The sequence below is a fragment of the Humibacter antri genome (assembly GCF_054777235.1).
The window spans coordinates 329,855-348,784 of record NZ_BAAHAW010000002.1 but is presented as its reverse complement, the minus strand read 5'-3'; the positions used below and the strand labels follow the sequence as shown (position 1 = coordinate 348,784).

Annotated in this window: 17 protein-coding genes; 4 read left to right on the top strand and 13 right to left on the bottom strand. The window is 70.0% G+C overall.

The features are described from left to right. Positions 1 to 21: 21 nt before the first annotated feature. Together ACYVDK_RS02315 and ACYVDK_RS02310 are read right to left on the bottom strand one after the other, a co-directional pair. The gene (locus ACYVDK_RS02315) at positions 22 to 534 is read right to left on the bottom strand and encodes an AAA family ATPase (protein WP_460517381.1); all 513 of its coding nucleotides are present in this window, start codon (positions 532 to 534) and stop codon (positions 22 to 24) included. Between the two features lie 266 nt (positions 535 to 800). Continuing rightward, entirely contained in the window at positions 801 to 2,093 is a 1,293-nt protein-coding gene (locus ACYVDK_RS02310) for an alpha/beta hydrolase family protein (protein ID WP_460517335.1), read from the bottom strand. A 338-nt stretch (positions 2,094 to 2,431) separates the two neighbouring features. On the opposite strand from ACYVDK_RS02310, the gene ACYVDK_RS02305 reads away from it, so the two are divergent. From ACYVDK_RS02305 to ACYVDK_RS02295, 3 genes are read left to right on the top strand one after another with little or no spacing between them, the layout of a single operon-like run. Further along, positions 2,432 to 2,785 carry a hypothetical protein gene (locus ACYVDK_RS02305; protein ID WP_460517332.1) on the top strand — a complete coding sequence of 118 codons (354 nt, stop codon included), beginning with the start codon at positions 2,432 to 2,434 and terminating at the stop codon, positions 2,783 to 2,785. Beyond that, entirely contained in the window at positions 2,782 to 3,567 is a 786-nt protein-coding gene (locus tag ACYVDK_RS02300) for a uracil-DNA glycosylase (RefSeq protein WP_460517329.1), read from the top strand. The genes ACYVDK_RS02305 and ACYVDK_RS02300 overlap by 4 nt, the downstream gene beginning before the upstream one ends. 41 nt (positions 3,568 to 3,608) lie before the next feature. Then, positions 3,609 to 4,049, top strand: coding sequence for a YchJ family protein (locus ACYVDK_RS02295; RefSeq protein ID WP_460517326.1), 441 nt, complete (start codon positions 3,609 to 3,611; stop codon positions 4,047 to 4,049). Positions 4,050 to 4,226: 177 nt separating this feature from the next. Here ACYVDK_RS02295 and ACYVDK_RS02290 read toward each other — a convergent pair whose 3' ends face one another. Together ACYVDK_RS02290 and ACYVDK_RS02285 are read right to left on the bottom strand one after the other, a co-directional pair. Next, on the bottom strand, positions 4,227 to 5,021 hold the full coding sequence (locus ACYVDK_RS02290) for a PadR family transcriptional regulator (protein WP_460517324.1): 795 nt from the start codon (positions 5,019 to 5,021) through the stop codon (positions 4,227 to 4,229). Between the two features lie 93 nt (positions 5,022 to 5,114). After that, on the bottom strand, positions 5,115 to 5,642 hold the full coding sequence (locus tag ACYVDK_RS02285; RefSeq protein WP_460517321.1) for a VOC family protein: 528 nt from the start codon (positions 5,640 to 5,642) through the stop codon (positions 5,115 to 5,117). 80 nt (positions 5,643 to 5,722) lie between these two features. Between ACYVDK_RS02285 and ACYVDK_RS02280 the strand changes: the two genes are divergently transcribed. After that, positions 5,723 to 6,679 (top strand): AraC family transcriptional regulator, encoded by a 957-nt coding sequence (locus ACYVDK_RS02280; protein WP_460517319.1) that lies wholly within the window; start codon positions 5,723 to 5,725, stop codon positions 6,677 to 6,679. Positions 6,680 to 6,844: 165 nt separating this feature from the next. Here ACYVDK_RS02280 and ACYVDK_RS02275 read toward each other — a convergent pair whose 3' ends face one another. The 9 genes from ACYVDK_RS02275 to ACYVDK_RS02235 all read right to left on the bottom strand — a co-directional run bounded on the left by ACYVDK_RS02275 (position 6,845) and on the right by ACYVDK_RS02235 (position 18,794). Then, the gene (locus ACYVDK_RS02275) at positions 6,845 to 8,200 is read right to left on the bottom strand and encodes a hypothetical protein (RefSeq protein ID WP_460517316.1); all 1,356 of its coding nucleotides are present in this window, start codon (positions 8,198 to 8,200) and stop codon (positions 6,845 to 6,847) included. Between the two features lie 290 nt (positions 8,201 to 8,490). Continuing rightward, positions 8,491 to 9,789 (bottom strand): RNA polymerase sigma factor, encoded by a 1,299-nt coding sequence (locus tag ACYVDK_RS02270; RefSeq protein WP_460517313.1) that lies wholly within the window; start codon positions 9,787 to 9,789, stop codon positions 8,491 to 8,493. A 1-nt stretch (position 9,790) separates the two neighbouring features. Further along, positions 9,791 to 10,129, bottom strand: coding sequence for a YciI family protein (locus ACYVDK_RS02265; RefSeq protein WP_460517310.1), 339 nt, complete (start codon positions 10,127 to 10,129; stop codon positions 9,791 to 9,793). A 202-nt stretch (positions 10,130 to 10,331) separates the two neighbouring features. Continuing rightward, positions 10,332 to 13,835, bottom strand: a complete 3,504-nt coding sequence (locus tag ACYVDK_RS02260; RefSeq protein WP_460517307.1) for an SNF2-related protein — start codon at positions 13,833 to 13,835, stop codon at positions 10,332 to 10,334. A gap of 265 nt (positions 13,836 to 14,100) precedes the next feature. Then, positions 14,101 to 14,688, bottom strand: a complete 588-nt coding sequence (locus ACYVDK_RS02255; RefSeq protein WP_460517304.1) for a MarR family winged helix-turn-helix transcriptional regulator — start codon at positions 14,686 to 14,688, stop codon at positions 14,101 to 14,103. Beyond that, positions 14,681 to 15,136, bottom strand: coding sequence for an SRPBCC family protein (locus tag ACYVDK_RS02250; RefSeq protein ID WP_460517301.1), 456 nt, complete (start codon positions 15,134 to 15,136; stop codon positions 14,681 to 14,683). The genes ACYVDK_RS02255 and ACYVDK_RS02250 overlap by 8 nt, the downstream gene beginning before the upstream one ends. 185 nt (positions 15,137 to 15,321) lie before the next feature. Continuing rightward, positions 15,322 to 16,029, bottom strand: coding sequence for a purine-nucleoside phosphorylase (locus ACYVDK_RS02245; RefSeq protein ID WP_460517298.1), 708 nt, complete (start codon positions 16,027 to 16,029; stop codon positions 15,322 to 15,324). Between the two features lie 385 nt (positions 16,030 to 16,414). Continuing rightward, positions 16,415 to 17,182, bottom strand: coding sequence for an NAD(P)H-hydrate epimerase (locus tag ACYVDK_RS02240; RefSeq protein ID WP_460517295.1), 768 nt, complete (start codon positions 17,180 to 17,182; stop codon positions 16,415 to 16,417). A gap of 208 nt (positions 17,183 to 17,390) precedes the next feature. Next, the gene (locus ACYVDK_RS02235) at positions 17,391 to 18,794 is read right to left on the bottom strand and encodes a class I SAM-dependent methyltransferase (protein ID WP_460517292.1); all 1,404 of its coding nucleotides are present in this window, start codon (positions 18,792 to 18,794) and stop codon (positions 17,391 to 17,393) included. Positions 18,795 to 18,930: the final 136 nt, after the last annotated feature.

The window sequence follows — 18,930 nt, the reverse complement described above, 5'->3', positions numbered from 1 at the left end:
GATCAGATAGGCATTCTCCGTTTAACTCGCCGACCTCAACTCACCACCCATCGGTGGATCCGGGCTAAGAGTCGCACCGCGGAGGTCGAGCAGTCCGAACCGATCGTCGTTCCGAGTCTCGCGGAATTCCTCGATGCGATGCTCGTCGCCGTGACCTGGATGCCGTGTTCCGTCATGCGCACGAGCGACGAAACGCCGATCCAACTCGTCCGGCGAGGCCGTGCAGAGGATCTGCACCGCCTCGAACCCGTACCGCTCCTGCCAGTGTTGGAACTTCACGTTCTCGAGCTGGGCCGTGTATGCGGCATCGATCAGGAAGGGCATACCGGTGCGCAACTGCAACTCGATCACGTAGTCCAGCACGGCGAACGACGCACGACCGAGCCGCATTGACCATTCGACGTCCCCGGCACCAAGCGCGTCGAAGAGGATCTCTTTCACTGAGTCCTTCGAAACGAGGGGCAGACTCCATCGCTCAGTGAGTTTTGCAGAGAGCGTCGATTTGCCTGAGGCGGGGCGCCCGAGGACGAGCACGACGTATGGCTTGGCGGGATCGAGAACTGACCGGGTCGGCACCCCACTGTCCTAGCAGATGCGGTCGTGACGGGGCACCCCGCAGCGAGTGGGCGACGCACGCAAGCCGGTCGCGCAGCGGGCAGGATTCCGGCAACGATCACCCCGCGGCATTTCGCGGAAACTGGATGCCCGCAACGCCGCGCCAACTGCAACACCGATTCCGATCACTTGATGGGAACTGTCCAGACATTCGGGAACGAAGCTCGACCAGCCGGCGATCAGCCCTACGGCGACACCGTCGAGCCGTGCGCGTCGGCTTGGCGCGGCGGCACGGTGACCGCGGCGACGTTCGCGATCGACTCGGTGCCGGCATCCAGGTAGCCGTACGTCTCCAGGTGATCGAGGTACTTCTCGGCGAATTCGTCGACGTTCGTGAACTTCGCCCACGCGCTCGACATGGGGTTGTCGTTCCAGTCCGAGTGCAGGATCGGCTCGTGACCTGTGACCGGCAGCTCGTCCTTGTTCGGGTCGCCGTCCACGGCGAGCGGGATCGCACCGAACGACGGCGAGCGCGGGTCGATGCGCGAGATGCGTCCCCAGCGCGCCTCGGTGTCGCCGGTCGCCTCGCCCGCGTAGACGTGCTGCGCATGCAGGTCGGCCGCCGACTGGATGCTCTCCTCGATGCCTGCGGAGCCGAGCATCACGAACGCGTACACGTTCAGCTTCTTGGCGGCGAGGGCATCCGCTGCCGTCGTCGTACCGTACGAGTGGGCGACCACATTCAGCGTGACCGTGTCACGTGCCTTCTTGCCGCGCGCCGCCCAGAATCCCTCCAGCGCCTCGACGAGATTCTGCGCGCCGATGTGCGCGTACTGCCCGAGCGCGGCGTCGATTCCGGGCGGAGGGGTGGCGTAGCCGATCCACGCGACGGTCGCCCGCTGCTTCGTGGCACCCGCGTCACCCTGCGCGTCGTACAGGTTCTGTGCGCCCTCCGCCCACAACTGCATGTCGTCGCTGTACGTCCCCATGCCGGGAACCGTGAACGACACGATGCGCGCAGTGTCGAGGTTGCCGATGGCGATGGCGGCGAGCGGTTTCGGGTCGTCAGTGAGATCGACGAGGTAGCGGCGCGGCTTGTGGATGTTCAGGGCAGCCTTGACCGCCAGCAGGCATCTCAGCTTCTGCTGCGCAACGGCATCCGACGGATGCCTCTTCACGGCATGCTGCGTCAACGCTATGAGCGTGCCCAGCCACGCGCGATTCGCCACGTCTCGCGAGGCGTAGTCGACGCCCTCCATCCCACCGATCAACTCCGGCAGCGTCTCCGCGAGATCGTGTCGGAGATCCTTCGGGAAGTCCTGCCAGGCCGCAGCGTTCGCCTCGGGGTGAAGGTTGAGCAGGCCGACCGCGGCACCCGGATGCTTCGACAGGTAGGCATCCTGCTTGCCCGACGACATCGCGTCGAGGAACGCGTACCGGGATGTGGCGACCGCGCCTTGCTGGAGCGGCGCCACGGTGATGCCGACGGCGCCGATCGCCACGAGCGCGACCACCGACGCTGCACGACCCCACCGCATCGGAATCCCCCCAGAATCACGGATGCCTGCCACCAGCACGCTAACAGCACGCGGTGTGGTTCGCCGCTGTTCGTCCAGTGGATTGTGGGCGGAATGGGGTGGGTTTCGGTAGCTGGCTTGGCTACCGCTCAACGCTCGGGAGGGCGGGCGGACCTGGGGCGCACGGGGCGGGTTTCGATACGCGGCTTCGCCGCAACTCAACCTGCGGGAAAGCTACCCCGCATCGTGCGATAACCGTGTTACCCGGTGTTGCGGCGTAGCCTGGGGGCCGAACTCGTGGCTGCGGCAGCGAATCGCTGCCCGTCTGCCCGTCTGCCCGTCTGTCCGAAGGAGCGATTGTGCCCGAACCCATCGCCTACAGCGCCATCGAGAAGGGTGCGCCCGTCGCAACGTCGGGCGGCGAGCGCATCGGCACCGTGGAGCACGTTCTGCAGGACGCCTCGCTCGACCTCTTCGACGGCCTCGCCGTGCACACGCACCACGGGCTGCGGTTCGTGGATGCGAATCAGGTCACCTCGATCACGACCGACGGGGTCGTGACATCGATCGACGAGTCGGAGGTGGCCGGGCTTCCCGCGCCAGAGGGCGACGCCGTGCTGGAGGCCGACCCCGAGCAGTTCCAGGGCGAGGGCCTCACCGCATGGTGGGGGCGCACGTTCCGGCGCTCGCATTGGCTGCGCGAGAAGGAGTGAGCGGGTCCGAGCCCGCCCCGAGCGCCGAGGATGCCGTGAGCGGCGGGCGGAACCCCTCGCCGGCCGTGGCGGACGCTGTGGGCGGCCGGCGTAACGGGCCGGACCTCTCGCGGTTCCTCGCCGCTCTGGATGCCGTCGCCCCCGTGACTCCGCACGACGCGGAGTTCCTGTACGACGCCGGAACCCCGCACGGCGCCCTTCGTCGCCGGAACCTGCTGCGCTATCTCGAGCTGATGGCCGAAGCGGGTCCGCAGATCCTGCTGCTCGGCGAGGCGCCGGGCCACCGCGGCATGACCGTGAGCGGCGTGCCGTTCACGAGCGTGCGCGAGGTGAACACGCGGCCCGGCCCGATCAGCGGGCGGCCAGAGGGCGACGGACTCGAGCTGCCGGAGCATCCGGATGCGCCGTGGGAGGCGTCATCGCGGGTGGTCTGGAGCGCGTTGAAGTCGTGGCGCGGACCGCTCCCGTTGCTCTGGTCGGTGTACCCGAACCATCCGTTCGTGGCAGGCGATCGGCGAACCAACCGGGCGCCGCGGGCGCCCGAAGTGCGGGTAGGGGCGCCGGTCGGGCTCGAACTGGCGCGAGCGTTCGGCGTTCGCACGGTCGCCGCCGTCGGGCGCAAGGCCCAGGGGGCGCTGGCGGCCGCAGGCATCGAGGCGCCCGCGTTACGGCATCCGGCGCAGGGCGGAGCGGCGACGTTCACCCGGCAGCTGGCGGAGCTGAACGACCGGATGCTCGCGGGCGCCCTCGAGGCGACCCCGCTGCCCTCGCGTTCGGCGTGAACCGGCGGGGCGGAAAAGCGGTGGAGCAACGAGGTGGAGCGATGAGCAGCCGGCCGGACCGCGGAGTCGATCCCTGCCCGTGTGGCAGTGGCGAGACGTACGACGAGTGCTGTGGATGCCTCCATCGCGGCGAGTCGTTCGCATCGACTCCGGAGAAGCTGATGCGGTCGCGGTACTCGGCGTTCGCGGTCGGTGACGCGGACTATCTGCTGGCGACGTGGCATCCGTCGACGCGTCCGGCCAAACTCGAGCTCGATCCGAAGGTGGAGTGGCGGCGGCTGGACATCCTCGACGGCGGCGCGGCTCGCGCCGGCGGTGATGTGGCGTCGGGTGACGGCGCGGGTGAGGTGGAGTTCCGAGCGTTCTGGCGCGTGCTGCCTGCGCCCGGACGCGCCCGCGACGGCGGAGTGCTGCAGGAGCGCAGCCGCTTCGTGCGCGAGCACGGCCGCTGGTACTACGTCGGCGGCGACATCCGTTCGTAATTCAGGATGGCGTCACGCGCAACAGCATCGCGCTGCCCGGAATTCGCCTCAACCGGCGGCGCAGACCACGACGGCGGCCGTCCGCTCCTGAGTAATGCGCAGGTCGGCCGGGTCGCGGCCGACTCGGTAGTGCGCGGCCGGGTCGCGGCCGACTCGGTTCTGCGCGGGCGCGCCGGATCACTCGGCGAGGATCAGGTACAGCGCTTTGCGCAGTTCGTCGATCTTCTCGGCGGCCTGCTTGCGCTGCTCGTCGGTCGCGGCGAACCGGTACTGGTGCACCACGCCCATGAGCTTGCCGATGGCCTCGTGCAGTGCGGCACCCGAGGCGCTCAGCCCCGGTGCGGCCTGCCAGGCAGCGTCGAGCTCCGATTGATGCTCCGCGACGTAGGCCTTGCCTGCATCTGTCAGCGCGTAGTCGGTGCGGCGGCCGTCGCCGGTCGCCTCCACGAGCTCCTCGTCGACCAGCTGCTGCAGCGTGGGGTACACCGAGCCGGGGCTCGGCTTCCACAATCCGTCGGTCTTCTCGGCGATGGCCTTGATCAGCGCGTAGCCGTTCTTCGGCTCTTCGGCGAGCAGGCTCAGGATGGCCGCACGGATGTCTCCGCGCGAGGCACGCTTGCGCCCCCGGCCCCCGAACGCGGCGAGCGCGGCGGGGTCGAACCCGCGGGGGTCGAACGTGGGGCCGAAGCCGCGGCGTGCGTGCCCGAAGCCGCGCGGGCCGAAGCCGGCGAAACCCTCCGGACCGCCGTGGCCCTCGTCGTGCTGACCGTGCGGTGCACCACCGCCGGCATTCGGTTCGCGGTCGAAGCCCGGCTCGCCGCGGCCTGCACCGTGGTGGGCGGAGCCGCGCCCGTGCTCGTCGTCGTGGTGGTGCCTGCGGGGGGCGCCGCAAGGGTCCGCGCCGAAGGACGGGCGACCCGTGTGGTCGTGGTGGCGACGGTGGTCGTCGCCGTGCAAGTAGTCGTTTCTCATAGCGAGTCTCCTAACGTGACTATCTAAGACACGTCAACGATATATCGCTAGGAACTATTCCGCAAGTATCGGCTGCGGAACGCCGGGCCTGCCTCAGCCCTGCGCGCCCTGCTCCTTCGCCCAGGCCTCGACGCGGGCCGCGCTCTCCTCGAACGAGAGGTCTTCGACGCGGGTCATCACGGCCCAGCGCACTCCGAACGGGTCGAGGATCGATGAGAACCTGTCGCCGGTGACGAACGTTGCGGGATGCTCGCGAACGGTCGCGCCAGCGGATGCCGCTGCATCCGTCACCGCGTCGCAGTCGGTCACGTAGATCGCCAGCGAGTACGGGCGCCGCTCGGGGTCATCGAGGGCGACGAGTCCGAGAGACTCGAGCGGGTCGCTCAGCGTGATCATGCCGTGCCCGAAGTCGACGACGGAGTGCGCGATGCCGTCGCCGCCCGGAAACCGGGTGACGTCCAGCACACGGCCACCGAAGACCTCGCGATAGAACTCGAGCGCCTTGGCGGCGTCGCGAACGACGATGTGGGGCGTGATCGACGTCGATCCGTGCGGCATTCCGTTCGTCGTGTGCGCGCCGTTCGCCGCCGTGACGCGCCCGGTCGTCGTGTTCTCACTCATGCCTTCGACGCTACGGGGCGGGCGTCGGAGGCATCTTGTACTTTTGCGACATCCGGCCGCCGAGCACGACGAGGACCATGATGACGGATGCCCCACCGCACGCCCGCACTGCACCGCACTCGGTTGCCGCGCCGCACTCGGCCACTGCACCGCGCTCGGCCACCACACCGCGCTCGATCACCACACCGCGCTCGGCCACCACACCCCACTCCCGCGGACACCTCAATCCCGGCGATCCGCGCGCCGTCTTCGACCGGTTCACGCTGCCACCGACACTCGATGGATTCGTGCGGCACGTCTGGGTGGTGCGGTGGGATGTTCCTGTTGGCGAGGCGGTCGAGGAGCGCGTGCTCACGTATCCGGCCTTCAACGCCGTCATCGAGGGCACACACGACGAGCGCACCCCCACGGCCGGCCTCTTTCCGCCGAGCGGTCGAGTGGCCGTTCGTCGCCTCGAAGGCGCCGGCTGGGCCGTCGGCATGCTGCTGCGTCCGTGCGCGTGGCGCATCCTGCTCGACGGGCGCGGAGTATCGCCACGCGCCGTGCCGACTGAAGGCGTTCTGCTTGCCGACGCCCCGACCGAGCGAATCGCGGATGCCATGGCGCAACGCTCGCGCGAGGCGATCGTCTCCGCGGTCACGGACTGGCTGCTCCCGTATGCCGCGCTGATCGACGAGCGCGACCGGCTCGTCAACGACGCGTGTCGTCTTGCCGAAGAAGAGGCTCCCTACGGCACGGCTTGGCGGCCCACCATCGAACGCGCCTCGGAGCTGGCGGCGCGGCTCGGCGTCGCACCGCGCACGCTCGAGCGCACGATGCGTGAATACCTCGGGCTCAGCCCGAAGTGGCTCATCGAATGCCGTCGGCTGCAGGCCGCTGCGGTTACTTTGTACCAAGAACCGGAGACCGACCTCAGCGCGCTCGCGGGGCAACTCGGATACGCGGACTATGCGCACTTCTCGCGCCGCTACCGCGGCGTGCTCGGCGAAACCCCGAACGCCACCCGTCGGGCGGGGCGGGCACGCATCGCAACATGAAGCAGTCCGCGCACAAATCGCAAAATGAAGCGGTCCGTGCCGTTCGCACCGCATGTGCGGCATCGTCGGCACCGTACGGCAGCCACGACATGCGTCGGCATCCCGCCACACGCGCCGAAGACCACCTGACCCGGGCGACCGTGCACCGGGCGCCAACGCACCCGGTCAGCCGCCGAGGAGGGTTGCACCCTTTGCGTCGAGGAAGTCGACGTGCACGTGGTTGCACGTGTCGTCGATCTGTTTGAAGTGATTGAGCGGCAGACTCGAGCGGCAGTTCATCTGGCCGACCGTGGAATCCGTCGGCACGACAGCGTCGAGACCCTCGATGAGTTTGACCGAATCGGAGTCTCCGCCGGTGAGCGAATGCCCATTCAACCGGAAGAAGTCGACGGCGTGCCCACCGCCATCCGTATAGTGCGCAGACGCAGTGCCTGCACCCTCGATCTGGCCGGTGCAGTGCCGGTTGATGTCGCTCACGCCCACCGTACTGAACTTGGTCAGCGCGAAGGCGATGGCCTGCAGCACGCGGTAGTCGATGCCACACCCCGGCACCGCTTCACCGGCGGCGAGATAGCGGATCTCGAAGATGTGGTCGGGTGTGCTTCCCGAGAGTCGCCCCTGGGCCACGGCCGCCATCAGCTGCTGGGCTACGGCCTGAACCTCGGGCGCGACGACGGTTCCCAGCGTGGAGTCGAGCGCAGCCGACATGGTTTGGGCGGCGAAGTCGTCGCGGATCAGGATGCCGCTCTGCACGGCTCCGACCGCGAGCGTCTGCGTCTTGCCTGTGGTGGGGTCGAACCAGGTGGGCCGCTCGAACTGCGCGTAGGCGGGCACCGCAGTCGTCGCCACCAAACCCGCTGCGGCGAGCATGATCACGGCCTTGCTCAGCATGCGCGAGAGGGGTGAGCGGCGTTTCGTGGCCTTCACCTGCTTCGACCTGCGGGGCTTCACCCCCGTGCCCGTCGACGGCTTCGGAGCGGTGCGTACGCTGCGGCGGGTCGAGGCGACGGATGCCTGCGCCTCAGCGTCCGGGCCGGGCAGAGTGATCGGCACGGGCGCCGAGTCCGTCGACCTGGCCAGCTCCTCGGGACGCAGCCGCACGCGGCCGGTCTGAGTGGACACCGGGACGGCATCGAGCTGGTGCGCGCGCGCCGCGTCGGGCGACCGACGGGAATCCTCGAATCTCGGCGTCGCCGGCCGATTCAGCTTGAGCTGCTGGGCGGATCGCGATGCCGGGCCGGAGGGAGCATCCGTGTCGCGCACATCGACCTGCGTCGCCGTGGCCGCCGTGCCGCGAGACTCTGCCTCCGTGCCCCGCGTCTGGGCCGCCGTGCCGCGAGACTGTGCCTCCGTGCCGCGAGCCTGTGCCTCCTCGAACGCTCGACGTTCCCGGCGGCTGAGAAAGGCCTGCCCTCCCGTTGCCTGTGCTCCGGTTGCCTGCGCTTTGCTCCCTGCATCGGGCGCGCTCGACTCCGAGCCAGGCCCGGTCGCGGGGCGAACGGGGAGAACGGGATCTGTCACGGGGGCGGGGTCTTCGGGGGGCTGGCGGAACCGCCGCGAGGCTCACGGCAGCTTTGCTGGGGCACCGCACCTGAACGGCACAGTCTGGAGCGCCGAGCCGAACGGCACGGCGTCCCAACGGCACAGCGTCCCTATGTTATCCACCTGTTATCTGGATGTCACCTGGCCATCGACTTCTTGTGGGCGCGGCAGCGGGGGCGCGGGTCCTTCACCTCGCCCGCGGCGGTCCCTGAGCACAGCGCCCGTCGACACGCTCAGGACACGTCCAGGGGCGCGCCGCGAGCTCGGCGTCACACGGGCAGCGCAAGCCGCTTACGGTTCAGGCGCTCGCGCTCGCGCTCGTTGTCGCAGAGCGCGATCGCCTCGTCGTAGGCGAGTGCGGCATCCTCGAGTCGTCCGAGGCGTTCGAGCATGCTCGCCCTCGCCGCCTGAACGTACGGATACCGCACGAGTTGCGGTTCGACGGCGAGTTCGTCCAGCAACGGGATGGCCGCAGCCGGCCCCCGCGCGAAGCCGAGCGCGATCGCGCGATTCAGTTCGACCACCGGTGACGGCCAGAGCTGAAGCAACCGGTCGTAGAGCAGCGCGATGCGCTGCCAGTCCGTCTGCTCCCAGCTCGGGCTGCAGTCGTGCACGGCCCCGATCGCTGCGAGCAGGGTGAAGCGGCCCGGCTCGCGGGCATCCGTGGCCACCGTGAGCTGGTCGAGCCCCCGTTCGATGAAGCGGCGATCCCAGCGGTCGCGGTCCTGCTCCTCAAGCAGAAGCTCGTCGCCTGCGGCATCCGTTCGTGCCGGGCGCCGCGCCTCGGTGAGGTAGATCAGCGCGAGCAGGCCGGCGACGTTCGCCTCGCCGGGAAGCAGCATCCGTAGCAGTTCCGCCAGCTCGATGCCGCGCTCACTGAGCTCGCGGCGCACCAGTTCGGTTCCGGCAGGAGCGGTGTGACCGGTGGCGTACACGAGGTGCACGACGTCGAGCACGACGTCGACGCGCTCGCGGATATCCGCCGCGCCCGGCACCCGGTACGGGATGCGCGCCTGCGCGATCTTGCGCTTCGCCCGAGTGATGCGCGCGGCCATCGTCGACTCCGACACGAGGAAGGCCCGCGCCACCTCGGGAGTGCTCAGGCCGCACACCATGCGCAGAGTGAGCGCGATGCGGGAGTCGAACGCGAGCGCGGGATGGCAGCAGGTGAAGATCAGCCGGAGGCGGTCGTCTGTGACGGGTGAGGCATCCTGCGTCTCGGCGATGGGCGCTCCGGATGCCGCGGCCCGCTCGTCGGGGTCGGCGAGCTTGGGCAGGGCGCGTACGCGAACATCCGCTCGGCGTCGGAGGTCGAGCGCACGGCGCTTCGCCGCCGTCGTCAGCCACGCGGCGGGATTCGCCGGGATGCCGCGCTCCGGCCAGGTCTGAAGTGCGCTGGCGTAGGCATCCTGAACTGCTTCTTCCGCGTCGTCGAGATCGCCGGTGACGCGGACCGTCGCCGCCAGCACGAACGCCCACTCGCAGCGGTGCGCCTCCGCGACCGCCGCGGCGACGGCGACCGTGGATGCCGCACCCTGCGGCGGATCGTTCGTGCGGGCGCCGCCCATGTCAGCTCCGCATGGCGACGGGACGCACCTCGACGCCGCCGTTCACGACAGGAACCTCCTTCGCGAGGGCGATCGCCTCATCGAGATCGGCGACGTCGACGATCCAGTAACCGCCGAGCACCTCCTTGCTCTCGACGAAGACCCCGTCGGTGACGGTCACGGCGCCCGACTCGTCGTGGCGCACCGAGGTGGCGGTGTCACGACCGGTCAGGCCCGCCCCGCTGAGCAGGCGGTCGGCGTTGCGCTGCATGAACTCCTGATACGGCGAGCTCACGTCGTCGCCGACGCCGCTCGGCATCTCGGTCTCGTCGGTGTGCACCAGCAGAATGTATTCGGCCATGGCCTCATCCTTGTCTTCTCGCGTGTTCCGCGACAGGTGGTCAGTCGCGGTCGCCCGACATCCGGGCTCATTCATACCGACGCGGACGCCCACCCGAAATCGACAGCGAGCGAATCCGTCGAAACGTCAATAGACGTGACGAACCACGCGCCGGCACGACATCTTTTGACTTTTCGATCTCATGGAGTGCCCGGAGCGGAACTCATTCCAGCAGGGCGCGGATGTCGTCGGCCGACAGCGCAGACGAGAACGCGCCGTCGTCGTCGAGCACCGCGTCGAACAGCTCGCCCTTCTTGCGGGCCAGCCGCATGACCTTCTCCTCGATGGTGTCGGATGCCACCATGCGATACACCATCACCTGCTTCGTCTGCCCGATGCGGTGTGTGCGGTCGATCGCCTGCGCCTCGGCCGCCGGGTTCCACCACGGGTCGAGCAGGAACACGTAGTCCGCCTCCGTGAGAGTGAGCCCGAACCCGCCCGCTTTCAGGCTGATCAGGAACACCGGGTCGTCACCCTCACGGAATCCGCGGATCACGTCGGCCCGCCGCCTCGTCGACCCGTCGAGGTACGAGTGATGGATGCCTGCGGCATCCAGTCGCGCTGCGACCTTGCCGAGATACGACGTGAACTGGCTGAACACGAGTGCCCGGTGTCCCTCGGCGAGCACGTCGCCGAGCTGGTCGAGCAGCGCGTCGAGCTTGGTGGAAGGCACACCCTCGTTCGCGGGGTCGATGAGCGAGGCATCCACCGCCAGCATGCGCAAGAGCGTGATCGAGCGATAGACGATGAAGCGCTGCCGGTTCAGGTCGTCGAGCAGGCCGAGCACCTTCTGCCGCTCGCGCTGCAGCCACGTGTCGTAGAGCGCGCGGTGCTTCGGTGCCAGCGGGATGCTCAGCACTTGCTCCTGCTTCTCCGGAAGCTCGGGGGCGACGACGTCTTTGGTTCGCCGCAGCATGAGCGGACGGATGCGCCGCCGCAGCCTCGCCAGACGTGCGTGGCCGTGCTCGGCATCCGTGCCGTGAACGGGGCTTGCAGCAGCGGCGATCGGCTTCGCGTACTCTTCGACGAACCTGCGGCGCGACGGGAACAGGCCCGGCGCGACGATCTGGAACATCGCCCACAGCTCCAGCAGGTTGTTCTCCAGCGGCGTTCCGGTGACGGCGAGGCGGAATGGGGCATCGAGCTCGCGAGCCACGCGGTGCGTCTGCGACGCGTGGTTCTTCACGAACTGGGCCTCGTCGAGCACGAGGCCTGCCCATTGCTGCGCGGTGAACTCCTCGTGGTCGAGACGGAACACCGTGTACGTCGTGAGCACGATGTCGGCGTCGGCGATGGCATCCTGCAACGGAGTGTGCTCCTTGCGCCTGGTCGCCGTGACGGATGCCACCCGCAGCCCGGGCGTGAACCTCGCCGCCTCGCTCGCCCAGTTCGCGACCACCGATGCGGGTGCCACGACGAGGAACGGCCGGTCGCCCCGTACCGGCCCCACCGCCGGTTGAGTAGCGGCCCAAGGCCGCGTATCGAAACCCGCTTGGTGCTCCTTCGCCCGGGCGATCAGCGCCAGCGTCTGCAGTGTCTTGCCGAGCCCCATGTCGTCGGCGAGCACACCGCCGAGGCCGTGCTCCCAGAGGAACACGAGCCAGTCGTAGCCTGCGCGCTGATACGGGCGCAGTTCTGCGTGCAGCCCGGCCGGAAGCGGGGTGTGTGCGACCACGCTCGCGGCGTCGCCGTCGGCCGAAGTCGTCGAGGTGTCGCCGCCCGCTGCGCCGGCTCGCGGGCCGGCCACCTCGCCATCCCCTTCACTCGACGTCGTCAGCAGCCCGGCGACAGTCTTCCGCCATTCGAGCGCGGGCCGCGACTCGTCGGCGAGGTCTTCGAAGTCTTCCCAGAGCGACGCCTGATAGCGGCTGATGCGCGGCCCGGTCTCCCACTCCGCGAGCCCTTCGGCCTCGACGAGCAGGTCTTTGAGTCGATCGAACACGGGCTGGTTCAGGGAGAGGTAGCTGTGATCGACGAGCAGGAGCTTCTTCCGCCCCGTTGCCAGAGCACGGAACAGCGGCATGAACGGGATCTGCCTGCCTTCAACGGTGACGAGCACGCCGAGGTCGAACCAGTCACGCTGATCGGTGGGCACCGTCGTCACCGTGAGTTCGGGCCGGTCCGTCAGCTCCCGGTAGTCCACGCGGTCGCCCACGATGTCGACGCGCAGGCCGGGATTCGCGGGCGCCTCGAGTGGGGGAAGCACGTGGGCGACCCACTCGGCGGCATCCACTCCCGACATCGTGCGGTCGCTGAGAAGCCGGCCGTCGACGGCCGCGTCGGGCACGGCATCCGTCACCGCTGCGAGCACCGCGGCCTCGGCTTCGAGGTCGCGCCGGCCACGATCGGATGCCCCCGCCGCCACCCCGAACCGCGTCACCTCCGCGCCGAACCGGTACTCCCACGACCAGCCGAGGGCCACGGTCTGCCGCGCACGGAACTCGACCGTGAGCACCAGCAGGGGCGGGCTCAGCTCGGGGAGCCGGATGCCGGCATCCGCGGCCCGCACCTGCACCGAGCGCGCCAGCTGCGGATACGCCTCGCGCTCGAACTCCGCCACCTCGGCGGCCGGCACCTCGATCGCGCCGCGGCGCAGCGCCGAGAGCACGGCGCCGGAGATCGGGCGATCCGTGGGGGCGAGCGTCACGACGGGGCCGTCACCGGAGCCGGTCCCTGTGGTGCCGCCGTCTACGGCCGCGCCGTCGCGCGGCGAGGGCCACTCCAGCACGATGACGCCGTGGTCGCCGATCGCGCGCACGGTCGAGGGCTCGACCGGGGAGCCGTCGACGAGGATGCGCGGCATCAGCATCAGGCCGCCGTCGCGTTCCGAGGCGTCCACCACGACATCGGCCCGTTCGGCGAGCACGACCGCACCGTTCTTGTTGCCGGCGACGACCGGGATGCCGCGGTCACGGGCATCCGCCAGCAGCCGCCAGAGCAGCGGGCTGGGGAACTCGGCCAGGTCGAGCCTGCCGTTCTCGACCTGGAAGTAGCGGCCGGGCGCAGCGCGCGCGAGCGTCTCGAACTCGAGGAACCAGCGGACGTGCGACGGGTCGTAGCCGAGCTCGTGGGTTCGGTACTGCAGCGATCCCCAGTTCAGCTTGGCGCCGACCCAGCCTCGTTTGCCGGGGGCGCCGACGCGCACGGTGATCTCGCTGCGCCCGGTCGACTCACGGGTCGCGGCGTGCGCGGTCTCGGTGACGCGATTCCAGCGTCCGCCCGCCTTGTGCCTGACGCGTTCGCGCACCTCGACGATGAGTGCGAGCGGTGTGTACTCCCCTGGGTGCTCAGTGGAGCGCTCGGCGGCCAGCGAGCGCACGGCGGAACGCCAGCCGGGGCCTTCGTCGGGGGCCGAGGCATCCGCCCGCGACTGAGCTTCGCCTGCGGCGAGGATCGCCGCGGCGACGTGTTTGCAACGGGTCGTGACGGGGCACGAGCATGCGCTCGCCGTCGGACGGTAGCGGCCTCCCGACGCCGGCACCATCGTCACCCAGCACTGGTACGGCTGCGGATCGGATCCCGCAATGGTGGCCTCGAGCATGCCCAGCTTCCAGCGCAGCTCGAGCACCGCCGTGCTCGCGTACGGCTTTGCACGGCCGAACGCCGCCTCGCCGACGTAGCTTCGGATGACGCTCGGCTCGACGATCGGGAACGCGGGGCCGGGCACCGCAGCATCCTCTCACGCACGCCAGACAGCGCTGTGGCGTCGCCACCCTCCGCGGCGAGACAACCCCTCAGACGCCATCACCCTCCGCGACAAGCCGACCCCTCAGGCACCACCACCTCCGCGACAAGCCGACCCATCAGGGCTGCGCCACTTTGTGGTGATTGCGCCAGAAGATGTGGCGCAATCACCACAACCTGGCGCGGACATCCGAGCCGCGAAGGTCCGCGACCTGGCGCGGACATTCGCTACGGAGGAATCGGGGAGGTCAGGCGGCGTCGCCCGCGAGCGGCCGGAGCACGGAGACGACGCGCGCGGACTCGACGCCGCTGAAGAACCGTGCGTCGGCGTCTTCGACCACGGCGACCGCCCGGCCGGCCAGCTCCTCGCCCGCCGGCGTCACCCGGACCACCTTCGCCCGGCTGTCGTTGGGGTCGGTCGCACGCGTGAGCAGACCCTTCGTCTCCAGCCGGCCGAACACCTCCGACGCGGTCTTCACCTCGACCCCGGCCTGCGCGGCGACCCGCACCTGATTCGGTGTCTCGCCTGCGCGGCTCAGCCACCACGCGCATGCGAGCAGCACGAACTGTGGATGCGTGAGCCCCAACGGACCGAGAGCGGATGCCATCGCCCGCTGCCACGCGCCCGTCACACGCCAGAGCAGGAACCCCGGGCTCTCCGCGGGGCCGCCGGCGAACCGGGTGCCGGTCGCGGGAGCCGCGCTACGGCTCTTCCCGGCGCGGTTGCCGGTCGCTGCGGGCTGACCGCTGCCCTCCCCGGCGCGGGTTCCGACTGGGGGGGCCGCGCCGCGGCCCTCCCCGGCGCGGGTGCCGACCGCTGCAGGCAGCTCAGGCATCCGTTCGTTCCTCGTCGTCTTGCGGATCGAACCCGCCGGCGGTCGCGGCGTCGAGCAGACGCTGCATCGATTCCGGGAAGTCGCCGGAGATCTGCGGCCCCAACTCGGGCCCGACCTCGTCGGCGGACGGCCCATCGATCTCGAGCCGGTGCGTCACGTTCGTTCCGCCGCCGTCGGCAACGAGCGTGTGTCGGAATCGCAGCACGAGGTCGTCGAACACTGTCTCATCCGCGTACGTCGAGCCGTGCACGAGGTCGACGATCGTGGAGTCGAAGGTCTCCTGGCCCTCCGGCGTGACGGAGACGCGGGTGCCCACGGCGAAGGGCCCGTGCAGCATGAACTCGTCGCATCCTTCGTAGCTCAGCCGGCCCTCGTGAAGGGCGCGCAGCGCAGCCCAGACCTCCGTGGCCGACAGCGGCGTGTGTGCGGTGTACTCGGTGCTCCACATGGTGGCCCCTCCTTCAACGGGTATAATCCGTGTACGGATGATCTGTGTACAGATTATTCCCGTCAAGCCCGTCGCACAAGACATCCGTTGAAGTCGCGTGCTCGCCCCTGATAGCCGCCGAAAGAGGCCGACGTCGCGAAGGGACCGTCAAGGTCGGGTCGCTCAGGGACGTCGCGGTGTGCAGCTCAGGAGAACAGCGCCTCGACGGCGACCTCCACCATCGGTGCGTAACCGGTCTCGCGGTCGGCCGAGCTGAGCTCTTCACCCCGCAGGATATGGTCGCTGACGGTCAGCACCGTGAGCGCTTCCCGCCCCTCCATCGCCGCAATCGCGTACAGTCCGGCTGACTCCATCTCGATGCCCAGCGTTCCGCGCGCGGCGAGCGCCGCAACCTTCTCCGGCGGGCTGCCGTAGAACGTATCGGAACTCAGCACCGGGCCGACGCGGTAAGGGATTTCACGGGAGCGTGCTGCGCGAACGGCGGCCTCGAGCATCCCGTAGGCGGGAGCGTGGCTGAGGGCGACGCCGGGAACCTGCAGGCCGGACAGCGCCGAGTCGGTGTGCGCCGAGGAGGCGATGACCAGTTCGCCGAGCGCCTGTCCCTCGGCCAGCCCGCCAGTCGTGCCGACGCGCACGATGCGCTGCACGTCGTAGAAGCGGAAGAGCTCGGTGGCGTAGATGCTCATCGACGGGATGCCCATGCCCGACGCGAGCACCGTGACGGCGCGCCCCCGGATGCTGCCGGTCCAGCCCTCGATCGATCGCACGTCGGTGACCAGTCGCGGGCCGTCGAAGAACTCCTGCGCGATGCGGTGGCCGCGGCGAGGATCTCCTGGCATCAGTACGAGCGGCGCGATCTCGCCCGGCCCGGCTGCGATGTGCGGTGTGGGCATGTCGGCTCCTCGATCGGGGTGTGCATCATCGCGCGGTGTCGGCGCTCGAACACGACCCCGACGCGTTGCTGTGAGCATATGCATGATGCGGCGCAACCAGCGGGTACTAGTGGCGCCCGAGTGGCGGTGCGGCGGCGGCACCGGGCGAGGAACGTTCCGGCCGACTGGCGACATGGCGGCCGACAGGCGGTGGGGGCGCGACCGAGGGGCGGTCCGGCCGACAGGCGACGCGGCGGCCAACAGCGACCGTTCCGGCCGACAGGGAGCATCCCGGTCGCGAGGTACTGTTGCGGCCGACAGGAACGTACCGGCCGACTGGCGACGTGACGGCCGATGCGCACGTGCGTCGTCGACCTGCTGAACGGACGCCGTGACGGCTCCCGGCTCAGACCACGACGAGCGGCTCGATGCCTTCGAGGTCGGGGCCCAGCCCGATGTCGACGAACACGACGCGGCCTGCATACGTGGCGCCGGCACCGCGCAGGAGGCCGGCCTTGTATGCGCCGAACGTCACCGTGACATCCGCGACGAGCACGGCGTCGTCCGGCACTTCCCCGGTGTCGGCATCGATGCCGCTCGGCAGGTCGACGGCGACGACGCGACGGCGAGGGGACGCCCGAAACCGCCCGAGTGCCGCCACCACTTCACGCGCGGTGCCGCGCAGTGCGGGGCTCGAGCGTGCACCCGTGCCGAGGATGCCGTCGACGATGACCTCGGCGTCGGATGCGGCATCCAGCACGGCGGCCACCGCCTCAGCGTCGCGCCCGCCACCGCCGTCAGCGCCACCGCCACCGCCCGCTGCAATCGGCGGACGTGCCTGCTCGCCCGCGCCCGCGAGGTCGATGGTGCGCGCTCCGGCGTGCAGCGCGGCTGCCAGCCCGGCGCCGTGCACGCGCGAACCGAGCACGGCGATGCGCACCTGGCATCCGGATGCCGCCAGCTCGGCCCCTGCATACAGCGCGTCACCGCCGTTGTTGCCCGAACCCACGAGCAGCAGCACACGCGCGTCCGCGTCGGGCACGCCCATCGACCCGAGCTCGTTGCGGATGACCTCGGCGAGCCCCGTCGCTGCGATCGCCATGAGCGGTTCACCCGCCGCCAGGTGCGGTGCCTCGGCCGCGCGGATCTGCTCGGCGGAATATCCCCGGATCACGCCAGCGACGATACGCGCCGAGCCCGGCATCCCGGCGCAGTCGGCTGGCCGCAGCCTGTTCATGATTCAGGAGCAGCAGTTCATGATTCAGGAGCAGCAGCCGCCGCAGCCCGTTCACCCCACGGCTGGTCGGGCATGTGAGCTGGGCCACCAGGCAGCTCCTGAAATATGAACGGAGGGGCGGGCAGAGGTACCGCACCCGGCGCCGTCAACCCCGGGTCGAGGCGGTGATCGTGAACTTGCGGTTGCGGTCCACCTGCCGGGTCGGACCGACGAGCCCGCGCAGCGCCGGGCGGTAGTCCAGGTGCGAGTTGTAGACGGTCCACAGCTCGCCGCCGGGGGCGAGCATGCGCGCGGCGGCGGCCACGAGCATCCGTCCGACGCGCAGGTCGAGCGCCGCGCCGTTGTGGAATGGCGGATTGAGCAGCACGAGGTCGGCCCAACCGTCGGGAATGCCTTCGCCGGCGTTCTCGCGTCGCGCCTCCACCCGGTCTCCGACGCCGTTCGCCTCGGCCGTGGCCCGCGCGGATGCCACGGCCGCCGCCGACTGATCGCTCGCGATCACGTGCGCTTCCGGGCGGCGCAGCGCGAGGGTGGTCGCGAGCGAGCCGGTTCCGCACGCCAGGTCGACCGCCGTGCGGGCGCTCGGGACCGCCTCATCGAGGTGCTCAAGCAGGAATCGAGTGCCGATGTCGATGCGCGTTCCGGCGAACGCACCTCCGTGCGCGCACACCCGGAGACCGGGCGCGATGTCGGCGTGGAACTCCTGGTGCGGCCACTCGGCCGGCGCATCCTGATCCGGCCGGGGCCCGGTGATCGTGAGCACGCGCGCCTTCCCCCGGCCGAGGCCCACGTCGATGCGGTCGAAGTGCCGGGCGAGCACCTCGTTCATGGTGGGCGTGAGGTGCTTCTGCATTCCGCCCGCGAAGACGATCGCTGCGGGGTCGAGGTGAGTTGCGAGCATCCGTGCGACGTCGTCGAGTTCGTCCAGGCTCTTCGGCAGCCGCATCAGCACCACGCGTGCACCGCCGACGAGTTCGGCGTCGAGGCCGCACGACCGGTAGCAGTCCGGCCGGCCGAGCCGCTCGGCATTGGCGGCGAGCGCACGCTCGGAGAGGAGGGCATCCTGATGCACCCGGATGCGCCCTTCCGGGTGACCGCCGGCCCCGGCCGGGCGCGTCGCTTCCACATCAGTCGCCATCACGGCATCGCCTGACCCTGTGGCACCCCGCGCCTGCGCGCCGCCGCTCACGGCACCGTCGCCGCTCGCGCCGTCGGCACCCGCTCTGTCGTCCCCCGCCCCGTCGCCGCCCACTCTGTCGCCGCCCGCCCCGTTGGCGCCCGCGTTGTCGGCGCCCGCACCCGAGGCGCCCGCTCTGTCGGCGCCCGCCCCGTCGCCGCCCACACCCGAGGCGCCACGTAGCAAGTCGGCCGCGGCGAGCGTGAGGGCGCCGTAGGTGTCGCCGACGACAACGACCTCGTCAGGCGGCGTCTCGCCGAGAGTGGATGCCGCGGTGTCGACGATCAGGCGATCCGCGGCATCCGAGGCGTACAGGTTGTCGGCCTCCGCGTCGGGCCAGCGACGCAGTCGTCTCCACTCGAACTCCGTCATCCCCTCAGCGTAGGAGTGCTCCTGCGCCCTCCGCCGCGCCGCATCCCATGACGGCCAGCCACCACCACGGTATCGACGAACCACCAAGGTGCGGACCATCCACCACGCAATGAGCGTCGATCACGTGGTCGATCGA

Coding starts and splice junctions, on each gene's coding strand:
- ACYVDK_RS02295 (WP_460517326.1), top strand. CDS start 3,609: ATGAGCAGCCGGCCGGACCGCGGAGTCGATCCCTGCCCGTGTGGCAGT.
- ACYVDK_RS02280 (WP_460517319.1), top strand. CDS start 5,723: ATGACGGATGCCCCACCGCACGCCCGCACTGCACCGCACTCGGTTGCC.
- ACYVDK_RS02255 (WP_460517304.1), bottom strand. CDS start 14,688: ATGCCTGAGCTGCCTGCAGCGGTCGGCACCCGCGCCGGGGAGGGCCGC.
- ACYVDK_RS02310 (WP_460517335.1), bottom strand. CDS start 2,093: ATGCGGTGGGGTCGTGCAGCGTCGGTGGTCGCGCTCGTGGCGATCGGC.
- ACYVDK_RS02270 (WP_460517313.1), bottom strand. CDS start 9,789: ATGGGCGGCGCCCGCACGAACGATCCGCCGCAGGGTGCGGCATCCACG.
- ACYVDK_RS02285 (WP_460517321.1), bottom strand. CDS start 5,642: ATGAGTGAGAACACGACGACCGGGCGCGTCACGGCGGCGAACGGCGCG.
- ACYVDK_RS02235 (WP_460517292.1), bottom strand. CDS start 18,794: ATGACGGAGTTCGAGTGGAGACGACTGCGTCGCTGGCCCGACGCGGAG.
- ACYVDK_RS02250 (WP_460517301.1), bottom strand. CDS start 15,136: ATGTGGAGCACCGAGTACACCGCACACACGCCGCTGTCGGCCACGGAG.
- ACYVDK_RS02265 (WP_460517310.1), bottom strand. CDS start 10,129: ATGGCCGAATACATTCTGCTGGTGCACACCGACGAGACCGAGATGCCG.
- ACYVDK_RS02245 (WP_460517298.1), bottom strand. CDS start 16,029: ATGCCCACACCGCACATCGCAGCCGGGCCGGGCGAGATCGCGCCGCTC.
- ACYVDK_RS02290 (WP_460517324.1), bottom strand. CDS start 5,021: ATGAGAAACGACTACTTGCACGGCGACGACCACCGTCGCCACCACGAC.